The sequence below is a fragment of the Burkholderia pyrrocinia genome, assembly GCF_022809715.1.
GTDB classification, from domain to species: Bacteria; Pseudomonadota; Gammaproteobacteria; order Burkholderiales; family Burkholderiaceae; genus Burkholderia; species Burkholderia pyrrocinia_C.
Genome location: NZ_CP094459.1, coordinates 825,905 through 841,906, shown reverse-complemented (window position 1 = coordinate 841,906; position 16,002 = coordinate 825,905). Strand labels below are relative to the sequence as shown.

The window sequence follows — 16,002 nt, the reverse complement described above, 5'->3', positions numbered from 1 at the left end:
CGGTTACATTTTTTTGCCGCCCGGACCGCCCATGACAACCGCTCCCGCCCCGACTGCCCGCCCGACCCTGACCGTAGAAATCTGGTCCGACCTGATCTGCCCGTGGTGCTGGATCGGCAAGCGCCGCTTCGACGAGGCGCTCGCCGCGTTCGCGCACGCCGACCGCGTCGACGTCGTGCTGCGCGCGTACCGGCTGATGCCCGGCCAGCCCGTCGAGCCGGTCGAGGCGATGCTCGCGGGCAAGTACCGGATGTCGCCCGCGCAGGTCGACCAGATGCTGCGCCAGGTGACCGACGCGGCCGCGAGCGTCGGGCTGCGCTACGACCTGCCCGGCACGCTCGTCGGCGACACGCTCGACGGCCACCGGCTCGTGAAGCTCGCAGAATCGACCGGCCGCGCGCATGCGCTGACCGAGCGGCTGTACCGCGCGTATTTCTGCGAGCACGGCTCGCTGTTCGATCATGCGCAACTGACCGAATTCGCGGTCGAAGCGGGGCTCGAGCGTTCGACCGTCGACGACGTGCTGCGCAGCGATGCCTACCGCGCCGAAGTCGAAGCCGACATCGCGCGCGCCGCGCAGCTCGGCGGGCGCGGCGTGCCGCTGTTCGTGTTCGGCGGCCGCTACGCGGTGTCGGGCGCGCAGCCGGCCGACGCGTTCGCGCAGGCGCTCGACCAGGCGTGGCGCGACGGTATCGTCGAACTCGCCGGCAGCGACGCGGCGGCATGCGGCCCCGACGGCTGCGAACTGCCGGCGCGCTCGTAACACGCGCAACGCCGATCCCGCGCGTCCCGTCCGGACACGCCACTACGCGTCGCTGCTGCCACAAACCGGCAGGAAGCCCGCGCCGAGGACGTCTACAATGCATCCTTTCAAATAACTATCAGAAGGCTGCAGGCCCATGACACACGGGATTCACGGCGAGAAGCGCTGGTACGCGCTGATCGTGCTCTGCCTCGGCGTGCTGATGATCGTGCTCGACAGCACGATCGTGAACGTGGCGCTGCCGTCGATCAGCACCGACCTCCATTTCACCGAAACGGCCCTCGTGTGGGTCGTCAACGCGTACCTGCTGACGTTCGGCGGCTGCCTGCTGCTCGGCGGCCGGCTCGGCGACCTGTACGGCCAGCGCCGCATGTTCCTCGCGGGCCTCGTCGTGTTCACGCTCGCGTCGCTCGCATGCGGCCTCGCGCAATCGCAGACGATGCTGATCGCCGCGCGCGCGGTGCAGGGGCTCGGCGGCGCGGTCGTGTCGGCCGTCTCGCTGTCGCTGATCATGAACCTGTTCACCGAGCCCGGCGAACGCGCGCGGGCGATGGGCGTCTACGGCTTCGTGTGCGCGGGCGGCGGCAGCATCGGCGTGCTGCTCGGCGGGCTGCTGACGAGCTCGCTGTCGTGGCACTGGATCTTCCTCGTCAACCTGCCGATCGGCATCGCGGTCTATGCGATGTGCGTCGCGCTGCTGCCGCGCATGCGCGCGCCGGCCGGCGCCGCGCGGCTCGACGTCGCGGGCGCGGTCACGGTGACCGCATCGCTGATGCTGGCCGTCTACGGGATCGTCGGCGGCAACGAGGCCGGCTGGCTGTCGACACAGACCGTCGCACTGATCGGCGCGGCCGTCGCGCTGCTCGCGCTGTTCATCGCGATCGAGGCGCGCGCCGCGCATCCGCTGATGCCGCTCACGCTGTTCGCCGCGCGCAACGTCGCGCTCGCGAACGTGATCGGCGTGCTGTGGGCGGCCGCGATGTTCGCGTGGTTCTTCCTGTCCGCGCTGTACATGCAGCGCGTGCTCGGCTACGCGCCGCTGCAGGTCGGCCTCGCGTTCCTGCCGGCGAACCTGATCATGGCCGCGTTCTCGCTCGGGCTGTCGGCGCGCATCGTGATGCGCTTCGGGATCCGCGGCCCGATCGCGGCCGGCCTGCTGATCGCGGCCTGCGGCCTTGCGCTGTTCTCGCGCGCACCGGTCGACGGCGGTTTCGTCTGGCACGTGCTGCCCGGTATGACGCTGCTCGGCATCGGCGCGGGCGTCGCGTTCAACCCGATGCTGCTCGCCGCGATGAGCGACGTCGATCCGGCCGATTCCGGGCTCGCGTCGGGGATCGTCAACACCGCGTTCATGATGGGCGGCGCGCTCGGCCTCGCGGTGCTCGCGAGCCTCGCGGCGGCCCGCACCGACGCGCTCGCGGCCGCACAGGCCGCGCCGCTCGACGCGCTGAACGGCGGCTATCACGCGGCATTCGCGTTCGGCGCGGCGTTCGCCGCCGCGGCCGCGCTGATCGGCCTCGCGCTGCGCATCCGGCCGCAGAACGGCGTCGAAAGCGTCGGCCCCGCGATGCACTGACCGCCGGCCGACCAAGCCGGTCGCCGGCATCGAACCAGGGCGCGCCGTGTCGCGCCCTTTTTTGCGGGTGCCGAGCCGCGGCACGCATTCCCGGTTCGTCATACCTTTCGGGCCGTCACCGTTATCGGCCCCGCCCTCGCTCGAACAAGCGTTTCAAACTCGTCCGGCCGCCCGCCGCACGGGCCTTTGCGGCCGATTTTTAACACAGTCGTACATCGACCCGCCACTTTTGCGACAATGGCGGACTTTGACGCGCGCGCCGCAGCCGCGCGCCGCCGCCGAACGCCGCATAACCGCCTGCTTCCGATGTCGCTTCCCCATATCGATCTGCTGTACTCCCTGTCCGGTCTGTTCGTCGGCATCCTCGTCGGCCTGACGGGCGTCGGCGGCGGTTCGCTGATGACGCCGATCCTCGTGCTGCTGTTCGGCGTCCACCCCGCGACGGCGGTCGGCACCGACCTGCTGTACGCGGCCGCGACCAAGGCCACCGGCACGCTGGTCCACGGCCTGAAGGGTTCGATCGACTGGCGCATCACGGGCCGGCTCGCGGCGGGCAGCGTCCCGGCCGCGGCGCTCACGCTGTGGTGGCTGCACACGCACGGGATGAACACGCCGGGCACCGCGCGGATGATCCAGCTCGTGCTCGGCATCGCGCTGCTGCTCACGTCGCTCGCGCTGATCTTCCGGCCGCAGCTCACCGCGTTCGCCGCGCGCAACCCGCTCGCGCCGAGCCCCGCGCGCACGCTGTGGTCGACCGTGCTCACGGGCGCCATGCTCGGCGTGCTCGTGTCGATGACGTCGGTCGGCGCCGGCGCGATCGGCGTGACCGTGCTCCTGCTGCTGTATCCAATGCTCGCGACGACCCGCATCGTCGGCTCCGACATCGCACACGCGGTGCCGCTCACGCTCGTCGCGGGCATGGGCCACTGGCTGCTCGGCTCGGTCGACTGGTCGATGCTGCTGTCGCTGCTGCTCGGCTCGCTGCCCGGCATCGTGCTCGGCAGCCTGCTGTCGGCGCGCGCGCCCGAGCGGCTGCTGCGCAACCTGCTCGCCGCGACGCTCGTCGCGGTCGGCGTGCGGCTCGTGCTCGCGTAAGCGGGCCGGCCGCGCTTTCCTCCTTCATCACGTCCTGCCCCGCCGGCGCACGACGCGCCGGCCCATCGCCCGCCGCAAAAAACACAGCCCGACCGGCCTGCGCCGATCGGGCTGTCGTCCATCCGGGGCGGCACAAGGCCGCCCGCGACGCTTACTGCCCCTGCTGCTTCAGTTGCTGCTGCTTGAGCTGCTGCGTGCGCGCCTGCAGCTTCAGCACGCGCTGCAGCGCGGTGCGGTTCGCGAGGATGCCGTCGTAGAAGTTGGCGAGATCGCCCTTCAGCGCGGTCCGCGACGCGTCGTTCAGGTAGATCATGTGGCCCGACGGGTAGTTCTTGATCGTCAGGTTCTGCGCCTTGAGCGTCGGGTCGAGCGGCATCTGCGCGAGCGTCAGCTCCGTCTGGTGGAACGGCGTGACCGCATCGAAATAGCCGTTCGCCGACAGCACCTTCAGGTCCGGGTTCACGCTCATCGTCGACGCGAGGTCGCCGGCCGTGTACAGCGTATTGCCGCCGCCCCGGTTCGCGCCGGTCGGGTCCGTGTGGCTGAAGTCCCAGTTGTTGAAGACCTGGTCGTTCAGGTCCACGAACGACGACGTCGACGTGTACTTGAGGTCGGTGTTGATGTAGCTGTTCCACAGCACCGTGTACGCGCCGCCGACGTTCGTGATCGACGGATCGTTGCTGCCCGAGTTCGGCAGGATGTACGGCGCGATGCCCTTGCCCGTGAAGTTCGCACGGCCGTCGTACTGGCCGATCTGCGTGCCCGGCACGAGCGTCAGGAAGAACGTGTACGGCGGGTTGTCGTTCGACGACGGCACGTTGCCGAGCGCGGCCGGGTTGCCGAAGGTCTGGATCAGCGACGTCGGATCCGTACCGATGTACGAACCCATCTGCTGCGCGGTCTGCAGGTTCAGGTTCAGCCGCACGTTCACGAAGCCGCCGTCCTGCGGGTTCGGCTTCTGCCCGAGCGGCGCGAGCGTGTTGTCCGCGTAGTTGCGGGCCTGGACCATGTACGCGTCGAGATCGGTCGGCGTCGGGTTGACCGTCGTCTTCTTCCAGTAGAACGCATCGGCCGCGAGCGTCGGGAACGTACCCGGCGCGGACAGCGCGTTCGCGTAGTCGAGGATCGACGACTGCAGCGTGATCCCGTTCAGGTCGATGCCGTCCTCGTGCAGCACCCACGACACGACCGCGCTGCGGGCGGTGCCGTACGACTCGCCGTACAGGAACTTCGGCGAATTCCAGCGCGAGTACTTGGTCAGGTAGCGCTGGATGAAGCGGTCGATCGAGCGCGCGTCCTGGTCGGTGCCCCAGAAGTCCTTGTTCTTCGCCGGGGCGATCGCCGCCGAATAACCGGTGCCGACCGGGTTGATGAACACGAGGTCGGTGCGGTCGAGCAGGCTGTCGGGGTTGTCGAGCAGCTTGTACGGCGCGGGCGGCGTGAAGTTCGGGAACGACGACTGCAGGCGCTTCGGCCCGTACGAGCCGAGCAGCAGGTAGACCGACGACGAGCCGGGGCCGCCGTTGTAGAAGAACGTGACCGGGCGCGGCTTCGACGGATCGGGATTGTCCTGCGTGTACGCGACGTAGAACATCTTCGCGTTCGGCGCCGACGTGATCGGATCGATCGTCGTCAGGTGGCCCGTGGTGGCCGTGTACTTGACGGTCTTGCCGCCGATCGTGACCTGGCGGTGCACGACCGCGGCGCCTTCCGTCGAATCCGTGACCGCGTCGTTCGGCCCGGTGCCGTACACGTCGTTGTCGACGTACGGCTGGTCGGCCGCGGCGGCGGCCGTTGCGTCGGTGCTGGCCGACGTGCTGCCACCGGACGTCGTCGCGGCCGCGGTTGCAGCCGAAGCGGACGGGCTCGGCCCGTCGTCGCCGCCGCACCCCGTGACGAGCAGCGCCGCGGCCGCGGCGGCGGCGGCGAGCGGCACGCTCAGTGTCGTTCCAAATAGCGCGAAACCGTCTTTCAAGGACTTCCGTGTCGTCATTATTGCCTCTCGAACAGAACGATAAATACCGCCGGCCGCAAAGGATCGTTTGCGCCGGCGCTCCGCACCGGGAATGCATTCGTTATGCGACGCACTCCGAGTTTTTTACCGGATCGGCGAATACCGATCGGCACGATTTACCCCACCCATATTTTTTGCGACAGCACAATGAAATCAATTCCATTGCGCACGACAATTCGATAATCCGCAGTAATACGAATTCATTCCGCGCATTCGCTTACGCACACAATCGACGGCAAAAGCACGCCCCGCAATGCCAGCCCTGACAAGGCCGCTTCGCTTAGAGCAGACGAACAATCCCCGCCGGCGAGATGCCGATTAATCGCAGAACAGCGACCAATCACAACTCGAGCCGATTTAATAAAATCGAAAGGATCGATTAATTAAATGGAAAGGAATATCTCGTATCTGTAATTTATTAAATTAAGTGAAAATACCGGCGCATATTAGGTTCCCGATTTACCGCCGTAAAGTAATAATTTGTTACGGCACTCGCCATTCGGATAAAAGGCGGCACGGGACCGATTCCACGCGATCAAAAGAAAAAGCCGGACGGCTGTCCGGCTTCGTGATGGCAGCGCGGCGGGCGCCGTCAGAGCGGCACGTCGATCGCGCCGGCGCCAGTCGTGATCGCGTTCGCGCCCGGCGCGGCCGAGATCGGCGGCAGGTTCGCGCTCGTCAGCGCGGGCGCGGCGCCCGGCGTGCCGCCGCGCGGCACCGTGCGGATCACCTGCGACGGTGGCAGCGGCGCGCCGTTCTTCAGGTGCCGCCACATCAGGTTCAGCGCCTGCAGGTTGTAGTAGTGGATCGGCACGAAGCGCGTGTCGAAGCCCGCGACGGGCAGGAACGCGTCGAAGTGCTGGCCGTTCGTCACTTCGTAGAACACGAGCTGGCTGCGCCCGCGTTCGCTGATGCCGTTTTGCGCGACGTACGCGCGCGACGCGTGGTTCACCGGCACGAGCGCGTCGCTGCGGCCGTGCACGATGATCGCCGGCTTGCCCTGCAGGTTCGCGTTCACGCGCACCGCGTCGACGTTCGCGGGCATCCCGAGCATCCCGTTCGTCCACAGCTGGCGCAGGCACAGCGCGCCCGCGAAGCTCGCATCGGGCGTCGCGAGCCGGTGGTCGATGCCCGCGCCCGTGTTGAACACGAGGTTGATGCCGGCCGTCGGCGGCACGCCGTTGCCGACGCCGAACACGGCCGTCATCGGCGACGCGGCCGGCGAAGCGACCGCACCCGTCGCCGCATTCGTCGTCGCGAAGCTGAAATTGCACAGGTTGTCGATGACGCGCGAGCGCGTGTACGCGTTCGCATAGGTGACCGCGATCGCCGGAATCGCCTGCGAATCCCACATCGGCGCCTGCAGCAGGTCGGAATCGGCCAGATAGCCGGCCGCGTGGAGCTGCGCGAGCGCGTCGGCGGCCTGGCTCTGCGGGTCGGCGCCCGACACGAGCCCGGCCGCGGCGAGCGTCGCGCAGCGCTGCGTGCGGATCGACTGCGTGGTCGCGGCCGGCAGCGCGCTCAGGTACGGCGCACCGGCGAGCGACGCCGACGCGGCCGCGCACGGCTGCAGCAGGTTCGCGAGCGTCGCGTAGTCGGCCAGCGGCCGGCCGAACGACGGCACGGGCTGGCCGCCCGTGCGCACGATCGCGTTCGGCGACATCCGCACGTTGATCTGCGGTTCGCCGACCACGACCGCGGTAATCCAGCCGCGGTTGTCCTGCTCGGCCGCCGCGAGCGACGCGCCGCCGCCGTTGCTGACCGACGCGGCGATCGTCGTGATGTCGCCCGCGCGATAGCGCACGCCGTGATGCGAGCCGTCGATCAGCGGTCCGAACTGCTCGTTGAGCGCCCAGTACGCGAACTCGACCGCCTGCAGCGTCGCGCGCCCCCAGTCCTGTTCGGGATTCTGCTGCGAATGCGCGTGCTTGAACGCATAGCGGTTCGGGAAGCGGCTGTTGAACGCGGCGAGATCGCCGCTCGTCACGTTCGCGGTGAACAGGCTCGCCGTGCCGGCGAGCACCGCGTTGGCGAGCGTGCCGTCGATCAGCGTGACCGTATCGGTGCCGAGCTCGTGCGCGCCGTTGCCGCCGCCCTTGTCGTTGTACGCGACCGCGCAGCCGCGCTTGAGCGCCCATTCGCCGGCCGCGGAGATCGCGCCGTACACGCCGCGCGAGCCCGACGACGTCGCGGTGACGATGCACGGCTGCGTGGGATCGAAGCTGGCGGGCACCTGCACGAGCAGCGTCACGTTCTTGCTGCCGCTGCCGTCGTCGGAATACGCGAGATATTCGGTGCCGGGGATCTTGCCTTCGCCGAGCGTGTCGTTGCCGTCGAGGTCGACGTTCGGCCCCCAGAAGCGGCCGTAGCCGCCGTTCGCGCTCATGTCGACGAGCGCGCGGTAGTTCGACCAGATCGCGAGACGGCGCAGCTCGGCGCTCGTCGGCCGGGACGGATTCGCAAAGCCGGGTGCGGTCGCCGCCGCGAGCCCCGTCTTGCCGAGGCCGGCCGTCAACAAATCGTCGCTGGCGCCGTCGTAGGCCGTCGTGCGCACGCTGCCGGACACGAAGCCGGGCAGCCGGTTGCGCTCGGCCGATTCGTCGCCGTTGCAGGCGCCGAGCATCGCGACAGCGGCCAGCGCCGCGCCGAAAACCATCCGCCTGCCCCACCCGAGCCTCGCCATCGCCGCCCTCTCGATATCGTTATCGGTCCACCGCCGCGTCGCACGCGGCTTGCAGACTTTGAAGCGCAAACGGGCCCCGGCATGCCGGAGCCCGCCCGAAAGCGGGCACCTGCGGCGCTCACGCGCCGCCGCCCGGCATCACTGCTGCTGGACCGTCAGCTTGTTCGTGACCGACGTCACGCCCTTCACGCCCTTGGCTGCAGCTTCGGCCTTGTCGATCTGATCCTGGGCCGGCATCGTGCCCTCCAGCGAGATCGCGCCGCCCTTCGAACGCACGACGAGGTTCGCCACATCCACGCCGCTTTCCTTCGAAATCGCCTTGCGCACCGCGTAGCCGAGCTTGCGGTTCGCCTTCTTCGCGGTTTTCGCGGCGGCCTTCGGCGCGCTCGTCGCGGCCGCCGGCGCTTCGGTTGCCGCCGCATCGCTCGACTGCGCATACACGCTGCCCGACAAACAGGCCGCCACGGCGGCGACGCCCAACGCTCTCAACACGATCGACTTCATGCTATCTCCTTGTAACTCCGGAACGGCCGTGCACAGTACGGCCGGATACCCCCAAAGACAGCCGGCCCGCGCGCGAACGGGCGGGACAGCCGGTGATTTCCACGGCGATGCGAGAGAGGCGAGACGGGCCGACAGCCGGCGCGCGCGATAGCGGGCCGGCCGGGCCGGACAGCCGCCGGCCGGACGCGCCCGGTCTAATTGCGTGCCGGGTCGCGCGCGAATCGGGCGCGGCTGCGTCGCACAATGTAATCCAGCGCCCGCGGAAGCGCAAAGCTTTTGACGAAGCGCCGCCCGCCGCTGTCGTCGCGGCGCCGCGCCGCGGCGCCCGACTCGCGCATGCGCGGCGAAACCGGGTACCATCGCCGCGAGAATCCGCATCGTCCATGACGGCCGTCATCGATGCGTCACGCCAGCGTCATCCGCCTACCCCATGAAGCCTGCCCTCCCTCGCCCGCCTCGCCGCATCCTCGCCCGCTTCGTCGCGGTGTCGTGGCGCGACCTCGCGCTGTCGATCGGCCCGACCGTGCTGCTCGCGGGCGCGGCCGTCTGGCTCGCGGTCAGGCTGATCCAGCCGGCGCCGCCGTCCACGCTCGTGATCTCGGCCGGGCCGCCCGGCAGCACGTACTGGAACGCCGCGCAGAAATACAAGGCCATCCTCGCGAAGAACGGCGTCACGCTCGACGTCCAATCGTCCGAAGGATCCGCGCAGAACCTCGAACGGCTGTCGAACCCGAACGCGCCGGTCGACGTCGGCTTCGTGCAGAGCGGCATCGGCCCGAAGGAGCGCGACGAACAACTCGTATCGCTCGGCAGCATCGGCTACGTGCCGCTCGCGATCATGTACCGCGGCCCGATCGTCGCGCGCCTGTCCGACTTCAAGGGCAAGCGGCTCGCGCTCGGCGCGGAAGGCAGCGGCGCGCGCGAGCTGAGCCTCGCGCTGCTGAAGATGAACGGCATCGTGCCGGGCGGCCCGACCGAGCTGCTGCCGACCGCCGGCGAGGACGCCGCGACCGCGCTGCTCGACGGCAAGATCGACGCCGCGTTCCTGTCCGGCGACTCGACGCAGATCCCCGTGATGGCGAAACTGTTCCGCGCGCCCGGCGTGCACGTGTATTCGTTCACGCAGGCCGAAGCGTACGCGCGGCGCTTTCCGTACCTGACCGCGATCACGCTGCCGATGGGCGTCTACGATCTCGGCCGGAACCTGCCGCCCGCCGACATCCATACCGTCGCGCCGACGATCGAGCTGGTCGCGCGCGACTCGCTGCACCCCGCGCTGTCCGACCTGCTGATCGAGGCCGCGCGCGAGGTGCACGGCCACGCGACGATCCTGCAGCACGCGGGCGAATTCCCGTCGTCCGTCACGCGCGGCTTCCCGCTGTCCGACGATGCCGCGCGCTACTACAAGTCGGGCAAGACCTTCCTGTACCGGAGATTGCCGTTCTGGGTCGCGAGCCTCGTCGACCGGCTGCTCGTCGTGATCGTGCCGCTGATCGTCGTGCTGATCCCCGGGCTGCGGCTCGTGCCGTCGCTGTACGGCTGGCGCGTGCGCTCGCGCATCTATCGCTGGTATGGCGCGCTGATCGCGCTCGAGCGCCGCGCGCTCGGCGAGCACACGGCCGAGGAACGCGTCCGCTTGCTCGACGAGCTCGACGACATCGAGGAAGCGGTGAACCGGATGAAGATGCCGCTCGCCTACGCGGGGCAGTTCTACGTGCTGCGCGAGCACATCGGCTTCGTGCGCGAACGGCTCACCGCGCACGACCAGGACACGCCGGCGGGGTCGCCCGGCGCCGGCGGAAAGCCGCAGGCACCAGCCGACGCCGGGTCGCCTCCGGCCGGCGAGGCCCCCCGGGCGACTCCCGGTTCCGCGTAGGCGGACGATCCGCGATCATTGCTGCATGCGCGCCCGCCCGCGTACCATGGAGGCCGCCGTATGCCCCACCCTCTGGAGATCGTCATGACAACCGGCCTCGACACCGCCCAGCCCGCCTGGTTCTTCGACTTCGTGTCGCCGTTCTCCTATCTGCTGCTCGAACAGCACGACAAATGGCCGGACGTGCCGTTCGAACCGGTCGCCGTGTCGCTCATGGACCTGCAGCGCCACTGGGGTCAACGCCCGAGCGCCGACGTGCCGGCCAAGCGCGTGTTCACGTACCGTCACGCGCTGTTTCGCGCGGAACAGCTCGGGATCCGCTTCAAGATGCCGCCCGCGCACCCGTTCGATTCCGACAAGGTGTTGCGCCTCGCGATCGCGCTGCGCGCCGATATCGTAACGGTGCTGGAGATGTACCGCTTCATCTGGCGCGAAGGCAACGATCCGTCGACGCCCGAAGGTTTCGCGGCGCTGTGCGAACGCGTCGGCGTCGGCCACGGCGACGAGCTGATCGAATTCGAGGAGACCAGTGCGCAACTGGCCCGCAACAATGCCGACGCGATCGCGCTCGGCGTGTTCGGCGTGCCGACGTTCTGGATGAACAAGCAATTGTTCTGGGGTGAAGACGCGCTGCCGATGGTGCTGTACTGCGCGCGCACGCCGAACTGGCTCGAATCGAGCGAGGTCAAGCGGATCAGCACGCTGCCGAAGGGCCGGGCGTGATGGCCGGTATCACGCACGGCAACGTGCAGCTGCGGTAAGGTTACGCTTCGCCCGAATCACCCGCACCGATGGAAGACGACGACCGTACCGCCTCGCTCGACATCTGGCTCGTGCGCGTATTGCGCACGCTGCTGCTCGAGCGCAGCGTCACGCAGGCCGCGCTGAGGCTGAACCAGACCCAGCCCGCGATCAGCACCGCGCTGCGCAAGCTGCGCGAGACGCTGAACGACCCGATCCTCGTGCGCGGCAAATCCGGGATGGTGCCGACCGAATACGGCGCGTCGCTGCTCGAAGCCGCGCAGCGCGCGCTGCGCGAGGTCGACTTCATCGCGACGCCTCACGGCGATTTCGACCCGTCGTCCGCGCGCCGCACGTTCCGCGTCGCCGCGCCCGACTATCTGAACGATTTCTTCATGCCGACGCTGATCGAGCGCTTTCGCGACGCGGCGCCGCATGCGCATCTGGAAATCGATTCGCTGAATCCTGCGCTCGACCACGCGGGCGCGCTCGAATCGGGCGCGCTCGATCTCGTGATCGGCAACTGGCCGAAGCCCGACCCGCAGTTCGCGCGCCAGGACCTGTTCTCCGACACGATCGTGTGCCTGATGCGCGAAGCGCACCCGCTCGCGCACGTGCCGCTCACGCGCGAAGCGTATGCGTCGGCCGCGCATGTCGCGCCCACGCCGTACACCGGCGACAAGCGCAACGCGATCGAGATCGGCCTCGCACGCGCGCGCCTCGCGCGGCGCATCGTGACGACGCTGCCTTACTTCGGGATCGTGCCGCAGGTGCTGCTGCAGTCGGACCTGATCTTCACGACGACGCGCCGCTTCGCGACGCACTACGCGCAGTTGCTGCCGCTCGTCGTCGTCACGCCGCCGGTGCCGTTCCCGCGCATCAAGAGCTACCTGCTCACGCATCCGCAGCCCGACCGCCCGACCGACATCGCGTGGCTGTGCGCGCTGATGCAGAGCGTGTCCGACGAGCTGACGATCGCCCGCACCCGCAAGCGTTGATACGCGGCGCGGTCGCTCTTACGGCTCAGGCCGTGCAGAAGGTTTCCTGCAGATGGGTCCAGCGCACGACGCCTGCCGCGTCACGTTCGAACACGGCAGTCGCGCGCCGCGCGGGCAGCTCGCCCGATGCCGCGTGCTGCGCTTCGAGATAGGTGATCACCGCATGCGATGCGTCGGCCGCGAGCACACGGATCTCCGACAACGTGATGCGCAGCCCCGGCTTCGCGCCGGCGAGCTTCGCGAACAGCGCGCGTGTGCCGTCGCGGTCGATTACGCGGCCGTCGGTCAGGATCATCGTGAAACCGGTGGAAAACGGCGCGAGCAGCGCGTCGAGCGCCGCGGGCGCGGTGTCGACGCGGGACAGCCAGCGCTCGATGGCGACGAGGCTCGCATCGAGCGCGTCGAGATAGATCGGGTGATCGGACATGGCGCCTGCACGGAAAGGCGCGGCCCGGTGCCGCGCGTTGCCGTGCAGTGTATGCAAAAACGCGCGACCGTGCGACGTTACCGCGCGCAGGACACGTCGTCGCGCGCGCGCCCTGCCGCGGCCGCCTTCGCGTCGGCCACCGGCATGCCCGAGCGCGCCTGCAGCAGCTCCGCGCACACGGCCACGGCGATCGCGCCCGGCGTCTTGTCGACGATGCCCGCGACGCCGATCGGGCACACCATCTCCACGAGCCGCGCCGGATCGACGCCGCGCGCGGCGAGCCGGCGCTCGAACTTCACGCGCTTGGTGCGCGAGCCGATCATCCCGAAGTACGCGTAGTCGCGCCGCCGCATGATCTGCGCGGCGAGCGCGAAGTCGAGCGCGTGGTTGTGCGTCATCACGAGGAAGTACGCGCCGGGCGGCGCCGCATCGACGACGGCCTCCGGCGTGTCCGTCGGCTCCGGCTGCACGTTCGGCGGACATTCGTCCGGGAACAGCTCGTCGCGCGTGTCGACCCACTGCACGATGCACGGCAGCGCGCCGAGCAGCGTGACGAGCGCGTGACCGACGTGCCCGGCGCCGAACAGCACGATGTGCATCGGCGCCGGCGCGCCGGTCGCGCGGTTGCGCCGGCCGGTGCCCTGCACGAACGTCGGGGGCGACGCGGTGCGAAGCGAGCGTGCGGGCCCGTTCATGTCAGCCTCCGCCGGGCCGCCCCAAGGAGGCTGACCACCCCCTCGGGGGGCAGCGAACAACGTGAGCGTGGGGGGCGTTTCATCTCAGCCTCCGCCGGGCCGCCCCAAGGAGGCTGACCACCCCCTCGGGGGGCAGCGAACAACGTGAGCGTGGGGGGGCGTTTCATGTCAGCCTCCGCCGGGCCGCCCCAAGGAGGCTGACCGCCCCCTCGGGAGGCAGCGAACAACGTGAGCGTGTGGGTCGTTTCATGTCAGCCTGCCTGACCCGCGCGGGCCGCACGCACCGCATTCACCGCGCGCAGGATCGACTCGCCGGTCGCCGGCGCGTCGAGCGGCGGGTTCACCTTGTAGTCGCCGACCGCCGCGATCGCGTCGCGCACCGCGAAGAACACCGAGAACGGCAGCAGCAGCGGCGGCTCGCCGACGGCCTTCGACCTGTGGATGCTGTCCTCGACGTTGCGGTTCTCGAACAGCCGCACGTTGAATTCGGGCGGCGTGTCGTTGACGGTCGGGATCTTGTATGTGGACGGCGCATGCGTCATCAGCTTGCCGCCCTGGTTCCACCACAGCTCCTCGGTCGTCAGCCAGCCCATCCCCTGGATGAACGCGCCTTCGACCTGGCCGATGTCGAGCGCCGGGTTCAGCGACGCACCCACGTCGTGCAGCGCATCGACGCGCAGCGTGCGCATCTCGCCCGTCAGCGTATCGATCACGACTTCCGACACGGCTGCGCCGTACGAGTAGTAGTAGAACGGCCGGCCCTGCAGCTTCGACTGATCCCAGTACAGCTTCGGCGTCGCGTAGAAACCGTCGGACCACAACTGCACACGTGCAAGGTAGGCCTTCGCGATCACTTCGCCGAACGGCACGCCCTGGCCGCCGACCCACACGACGTCGTTGCCGAACTTCACGTCGGCCGCATCGGCCTTGCCGTCGCCGAACTGCTTCGCCGCGAACACCGCGAGCCGCTCGCGCAACTGGCGCGCCGCATCCTGCGCGGCCTTGCCGTTCAGGTCCGAGCCCGTCGACGCGGCCGTCGCGGACGTGTTCGCGACCTTGCTCGTGTCCGTCGCCGTCACGCGAATCCGGCCGAAGCGGATGCCGAGCTCGTGCGCGACGACCTGCGCGACCTTCGTGTTGAGCCCCTGCCCCATCTCCGTGCCGCCGTGGTTCACGAGCACCGAGCCGTCGGTGTAGATATGCACCAGCGCGCCGGCCTGGTTGAAGTGCGTGACGTTGAACGCGATCCCGAACTTCACCGGCGTGAGCGCGATGCCCTTCTTCAGCACCGTATTGCGCGCATTGAATTCGCGCACGCCCGCGCGCCGCGCACGGTAGTCGCTCGTCGTCTCGAGTTCGCCGAGCAGCTCCTGCAGCACGTTGTCCTCGACCGTCTGGCCGTACGGCGTCACGTTGCGCTCGGTCTTGCCGTACAGGTTCGCGTAGCGGACGTCGAGCGGATCGCGGCCGAGCGCGCGCGCGACGTCGTCGAGGATGTATTCGATCGCGAACGCGCCCTGCGGGCCGCCGAAGCCGCGGAACGCGGTGTTCGACTGCGTGTTGGTCTTGCCGCAGTAGCCGGCGATGGCGACGTCGCCCAGCCAGTACGCGTTGTCGAAGTGGCACACCGCGCGCGTCATCACCGGGCCGGACAGGTCGGCCGAGAAGCCGCAGCGCGACGTCATCTCGAGCGCCACGCCGTCGAGGCGGCCGTCGTCGTCGTAGCCGACGTCGAAGCGGTAATGGAAGTCGTGCCGCTTGCCGGTGATCATCATGTCGTCGTCGCGGTCCGGGCGCAGCTTCACCGGGCACAGCAGCTTCCACGCGGCGAGCGCCGCGCAGCACGCGAACAGGCCCGACTGCGATTCCTTGCCGCCGAACCCGCCGCCCATCCGGCGGCATTCGACCAGCACGTTGTGCGACGCGACGCCGAGCACGTGCGCGACGAGGTGCTGCATCTCGCTCGGGTGCTGCGTCGAGCAGTACACGTGCATCCCGTCGTCGTCCTTCGGCACCGCGTACGCGATCTGCCCTTCCAGGTAGAACTGCTCCTGGCCGCCGAGCAGCATCTCGCCCGACTCGCGGTGCGGCGCGGCGGCGAGCCGCGCGGCCGCGTCGCCGCGCGCGAGCTTCAGCGGCGGGATCACGTAGGTTTCGGCCTGGCGCGCTTCCTGCGCGGTCAGGATCGCGGGCAGTTCCTCGTAGTCGACCTTCGCGCGGCGCGCGGCGAGCCGCGCGGTTTCATGCGACGTCGCGACGACGATGAACATCGGCTGGCCGACGAACTGCACGATGCCCTTGGCGAGCACCGGATCGTCGTGGATGATCGGGCCGCAATCGTTGACGCCCGGGATGTCGTCGGCCGTGAACACGGCGACCACGCCCGGCGTCGCGCGCACCGCGTCGAAGTTCATCGACACGATCTTCGCGTGCGGCTTCGCCGACAATCCGAGCGCCGCGTGCAGCGTGCCCGCGACGACCGGAATGTCGTCGGTGTAGGTGGCACGCCCGCTGACGTGCAGGTGCGCGGATTCGTGCGCGCGCGATACGTGCACCTGCGCGGCGTCGGCCTGCGGGTCGAGGGTGCTCAGGAACGGTTCTGCTTGCTGGTTCATCTTCGGTGTTCTCCG

The 16,002-nt window shown here is 69.2% G+C and carries 12 protein-coding genes; 6 read left to right on the top strand and 6 right to left on the bottom strand.

Going from position 1 to position 16,002, the window contains the following annotated elements:
• Positions 1-31 precede the first annotated feature (31 nt).
• The 3 genes from MRS60_RS03900 to MRS60_RS03890 all read left to right on the top strand — a co-directional run bounded on the left by MRS60_RS03900 (position 32) and on the right by MRS60_RS03890 (position 3,434).
• Positions 32-763 carry a DsbA family oxidoreductase gene (locus tag MRS60_RS03900; protein ID WP_131946008.1) on the top strand — a complete coding sequence of 244 codons (732 nt, stop codon included), beginning with the start codon at positions 32-34 and terminating at the stop codon, positions 761-763.
• Between the two features lie 136 nt (positions 764-899).
• Positions 900-2,339: a DHA2 family efflux MFS transporter permease subunit gene (locus MRS60_RS03895; RefSeq protein WP_034182863.1), complete on the top strand. Its 1,440-nt coding sequence runs from the start codon at positions 900-902 to the stop codon at positions 2,337-2,339.
• A 306-nt stretch (positions 2,340-2,645) separates the two neighbouring features.
• On the top strand, positions 2,646-3,434 hold the full coding sequence (locus MRS60_RS03890) for a sulfite exporter TauE/SafE family protein (protein WP_034183419.1): 789 nt from the start codon (positions 2,646-2,648) through the stop codon (positions 3,432-3,434).
• A gap of 151 nt (positions 3,435-3,585) precedes the next feature.
• Here MRS60_RS03890 and MRS60_RS03885 read toward each other — a convergent pair whose 3' ends face one another.
• From MRS60_RS03885 to MRS60_RS03875, 3 genes are all read right to left on the bottom strand, one after another.
• Entirely contained in the window at positions 3,586-5,427 is a 1,842-nt protein-coding gene (locus MRS60_RS03885; protein WP_243565237.1) for a S10 family peptidase, read from the bottom strand.
• A 613-nt stretch (positions 5,428-6,040) separates the two neighbouring features.
• Complete coding sequence (locus tag MRS60_RS03880) at positions 6,041-8,131, bottom strand: D-(-)-3-hydroxybutyrate oligomer hydrolase (RefSeq protein WP_034182861.1); 2,091 nt, start codon at positions 8,129-8,131, stop codon at positions 6,041-6,043.
• Between the two features lie 138 nt (positions 8,132-8,269).
• A complete protein-coding gene (locus MRS60_RS03875; RefSeq protein ID WP_034182860.1) occupies positions 8,270-8,635 on the bottom strand; it encodes a BON domain-containing protein in 366 nt (121 codons plus the stop codon).
• Positions 8,636-9,065: 430 nt separating this feature from the next.
• On the opposite strand from MRS60_RS03875, the gene MRS60_RS03870 reads away from it, so the two are divergent.
• From MRS60_RS03870 to MRS60_RS03860, 3 genes are all read left to right on the top strand, one after another.
• Positions 9,066-10,511, top strand: coding sequence for a TAXI family TRAP transporter solute-binding subunit (locus tag MRS60_RS03870; RefSeq protein ID WP_243565236.1), 1,446 nt, complete (start codon positions 9,066-9,068; stop codon positions 10,509-10,511).
• Positions 10,512-10,595: 84 nt separating this feature from the next.
• Positions 10,596-11,234, top strand: a complete 639-nt coding sequence (locus MRS60_RS03865; protein WP_034182858.1) for a DsbA family protein — start codon at positions 10,596-10,598, stop codon at positions 11,232-11,234.
• Positions 11,235-11,302: 68 nt separating this feature from the next.
• The gene (locus MRS60_RS03860) at positions 11,303-12,250 is read left to right on the top strand and encodes a LysR family transcriptional regulator (RefSeq protein WP_243565235.1); all 948 of its coding nucleotides are present in this window, start codon (positions 11,303-11,305) and stop codon (positions 12,248-12,250) included.
• A 25-nt stretch (positions 12,251-12,275) separates the two neighbouring features.
• Here the strand turns inward: MRS60_RS03860 and MRS60_RS03855 are convergent, their stop codons facing one another.
• The 3 genes from MRS60_RS03855 to xdhB form a co-directional block, all read right to left on the bottom strand.
• Entirely contained in the window at positions 12,276-12,677 is a 402-nt protein-coding gene (locus tag MRS60_RS03855) for a nuclear transport factor 2 family protein (RefSeq protein WP_243565234.1), read from the bottom strand.
• A gap of 77 nt (positions 12,678-12,754) precedes the next feature.
• On the bottom strand, positions 12,755-13,372 hold the full coding sequence (gene xdhC / locus MRS60_RS03850) for a xanthine dehydrogenase accessory protein XdhC (protein ID WP_131946011.1): 618 nt from the start codon (positions 13,370-13,372) through the stop codon (positions 12,755-12,757).
• Positions 13,373-13,623: 251 nt separating this feature from the next.
• Positions 13,624-15,987 carry a xanthine dehydrogenase molybdopterin binding subunit gene (xdhB, locus tag MRS60_RS03845; protein WP_243565233.1) on the bottom strand — a complete coding sequence of 788 codons (2,364 nt, stop codon included), beginning with the start codon at positions 15,985-15,987 and terminating at the stop codon, positions 13,624-13,626.
• Positions 15,988-16,002: the final 15 nt, after the last annotated feature.

Coding starts and splice junctions, on each gene's coding strand:
- MRS60_RS03900 (WP_131946008.1), top strand. CDS start 32: ATGACAACCGCTCCCGCCCCGACTGCCCGCCCGACCCTGACCGTAGAA.
- MRS60_RS03895 (WP_034182863.1), top strand. CDS start 900: ATGACACACGGGATTCACGGCGAGAAGCGCTGGTACGCGCTGATCGTG.
- MRS60_RS03890 (WP_034183419.1), top strand. CDS start 2,646: ATGTCGCTTCCCCATATCGATCTGCTGTACTCCCTGTCCGGTCTGTTC.
- MRS60_RS03885 (WP_243565237.1), bottom strand. CDS start 5,427: ATGACGACACGGAAGTCCTTGAAAGACGGTTTCGCGCTATTTGGAACG.
- MRS60_RS03880 (WP_034182861.1), bottom strand. CDS start 8,131: ATGGCGAGGCTCGGGTGGGGCAGGCGGATGGTTTTCGGCGCGGCGCTG.
- MRS60_RS03875 (WP_034182860.1), bottom strand. CDS start 8,635: ATGAAGTCGATCGTGTTGAGAGCGTTGGGCGTCGCCGCCGTGGCGGCC.
- MRS60_RS03870 (WP_243565236.1), top strand. CDS start 9,066: ATGAAGCCTGCCCTCCCTCGCCCGCCTCGCCGCATCCTCGCCCGCTTC.
- MRS60_RS03865 (WP_034182858.1), top strand. CDS start 10,596: ATGACAACCGGCCTCGACACCGCCCAGCCCGCCTGGTTCTTCGACTTC.
- MRS60_RS03860 (WP_243565235.1), top strand. CDS start 11,303: ATGGAAGACGACGACCGTACCGCCTCGCTCGACATCTGGCTCGTGCGC.
- MRS60_RS03855 (WP_243565234.1), bottom strand. CDS start 12,677: ATGTCCGATCACCCGATCTATCTCGACGCGCTCGATGCGAGCCTCGTC.
- xdhC (WP_131946011.1), bottom strand. CDS start 13,372: ATGAACGGGCCCGCACGCTCGCTTCGCACCGCGTCGCCCCCGACGTTC.
- xdhB (WP_243565233.1), bottom strand. CDS start 15,987: ATGAACCAGCAAGCAGAACCGTTCCTGAGCACCCTCGACCCGCAGGCC.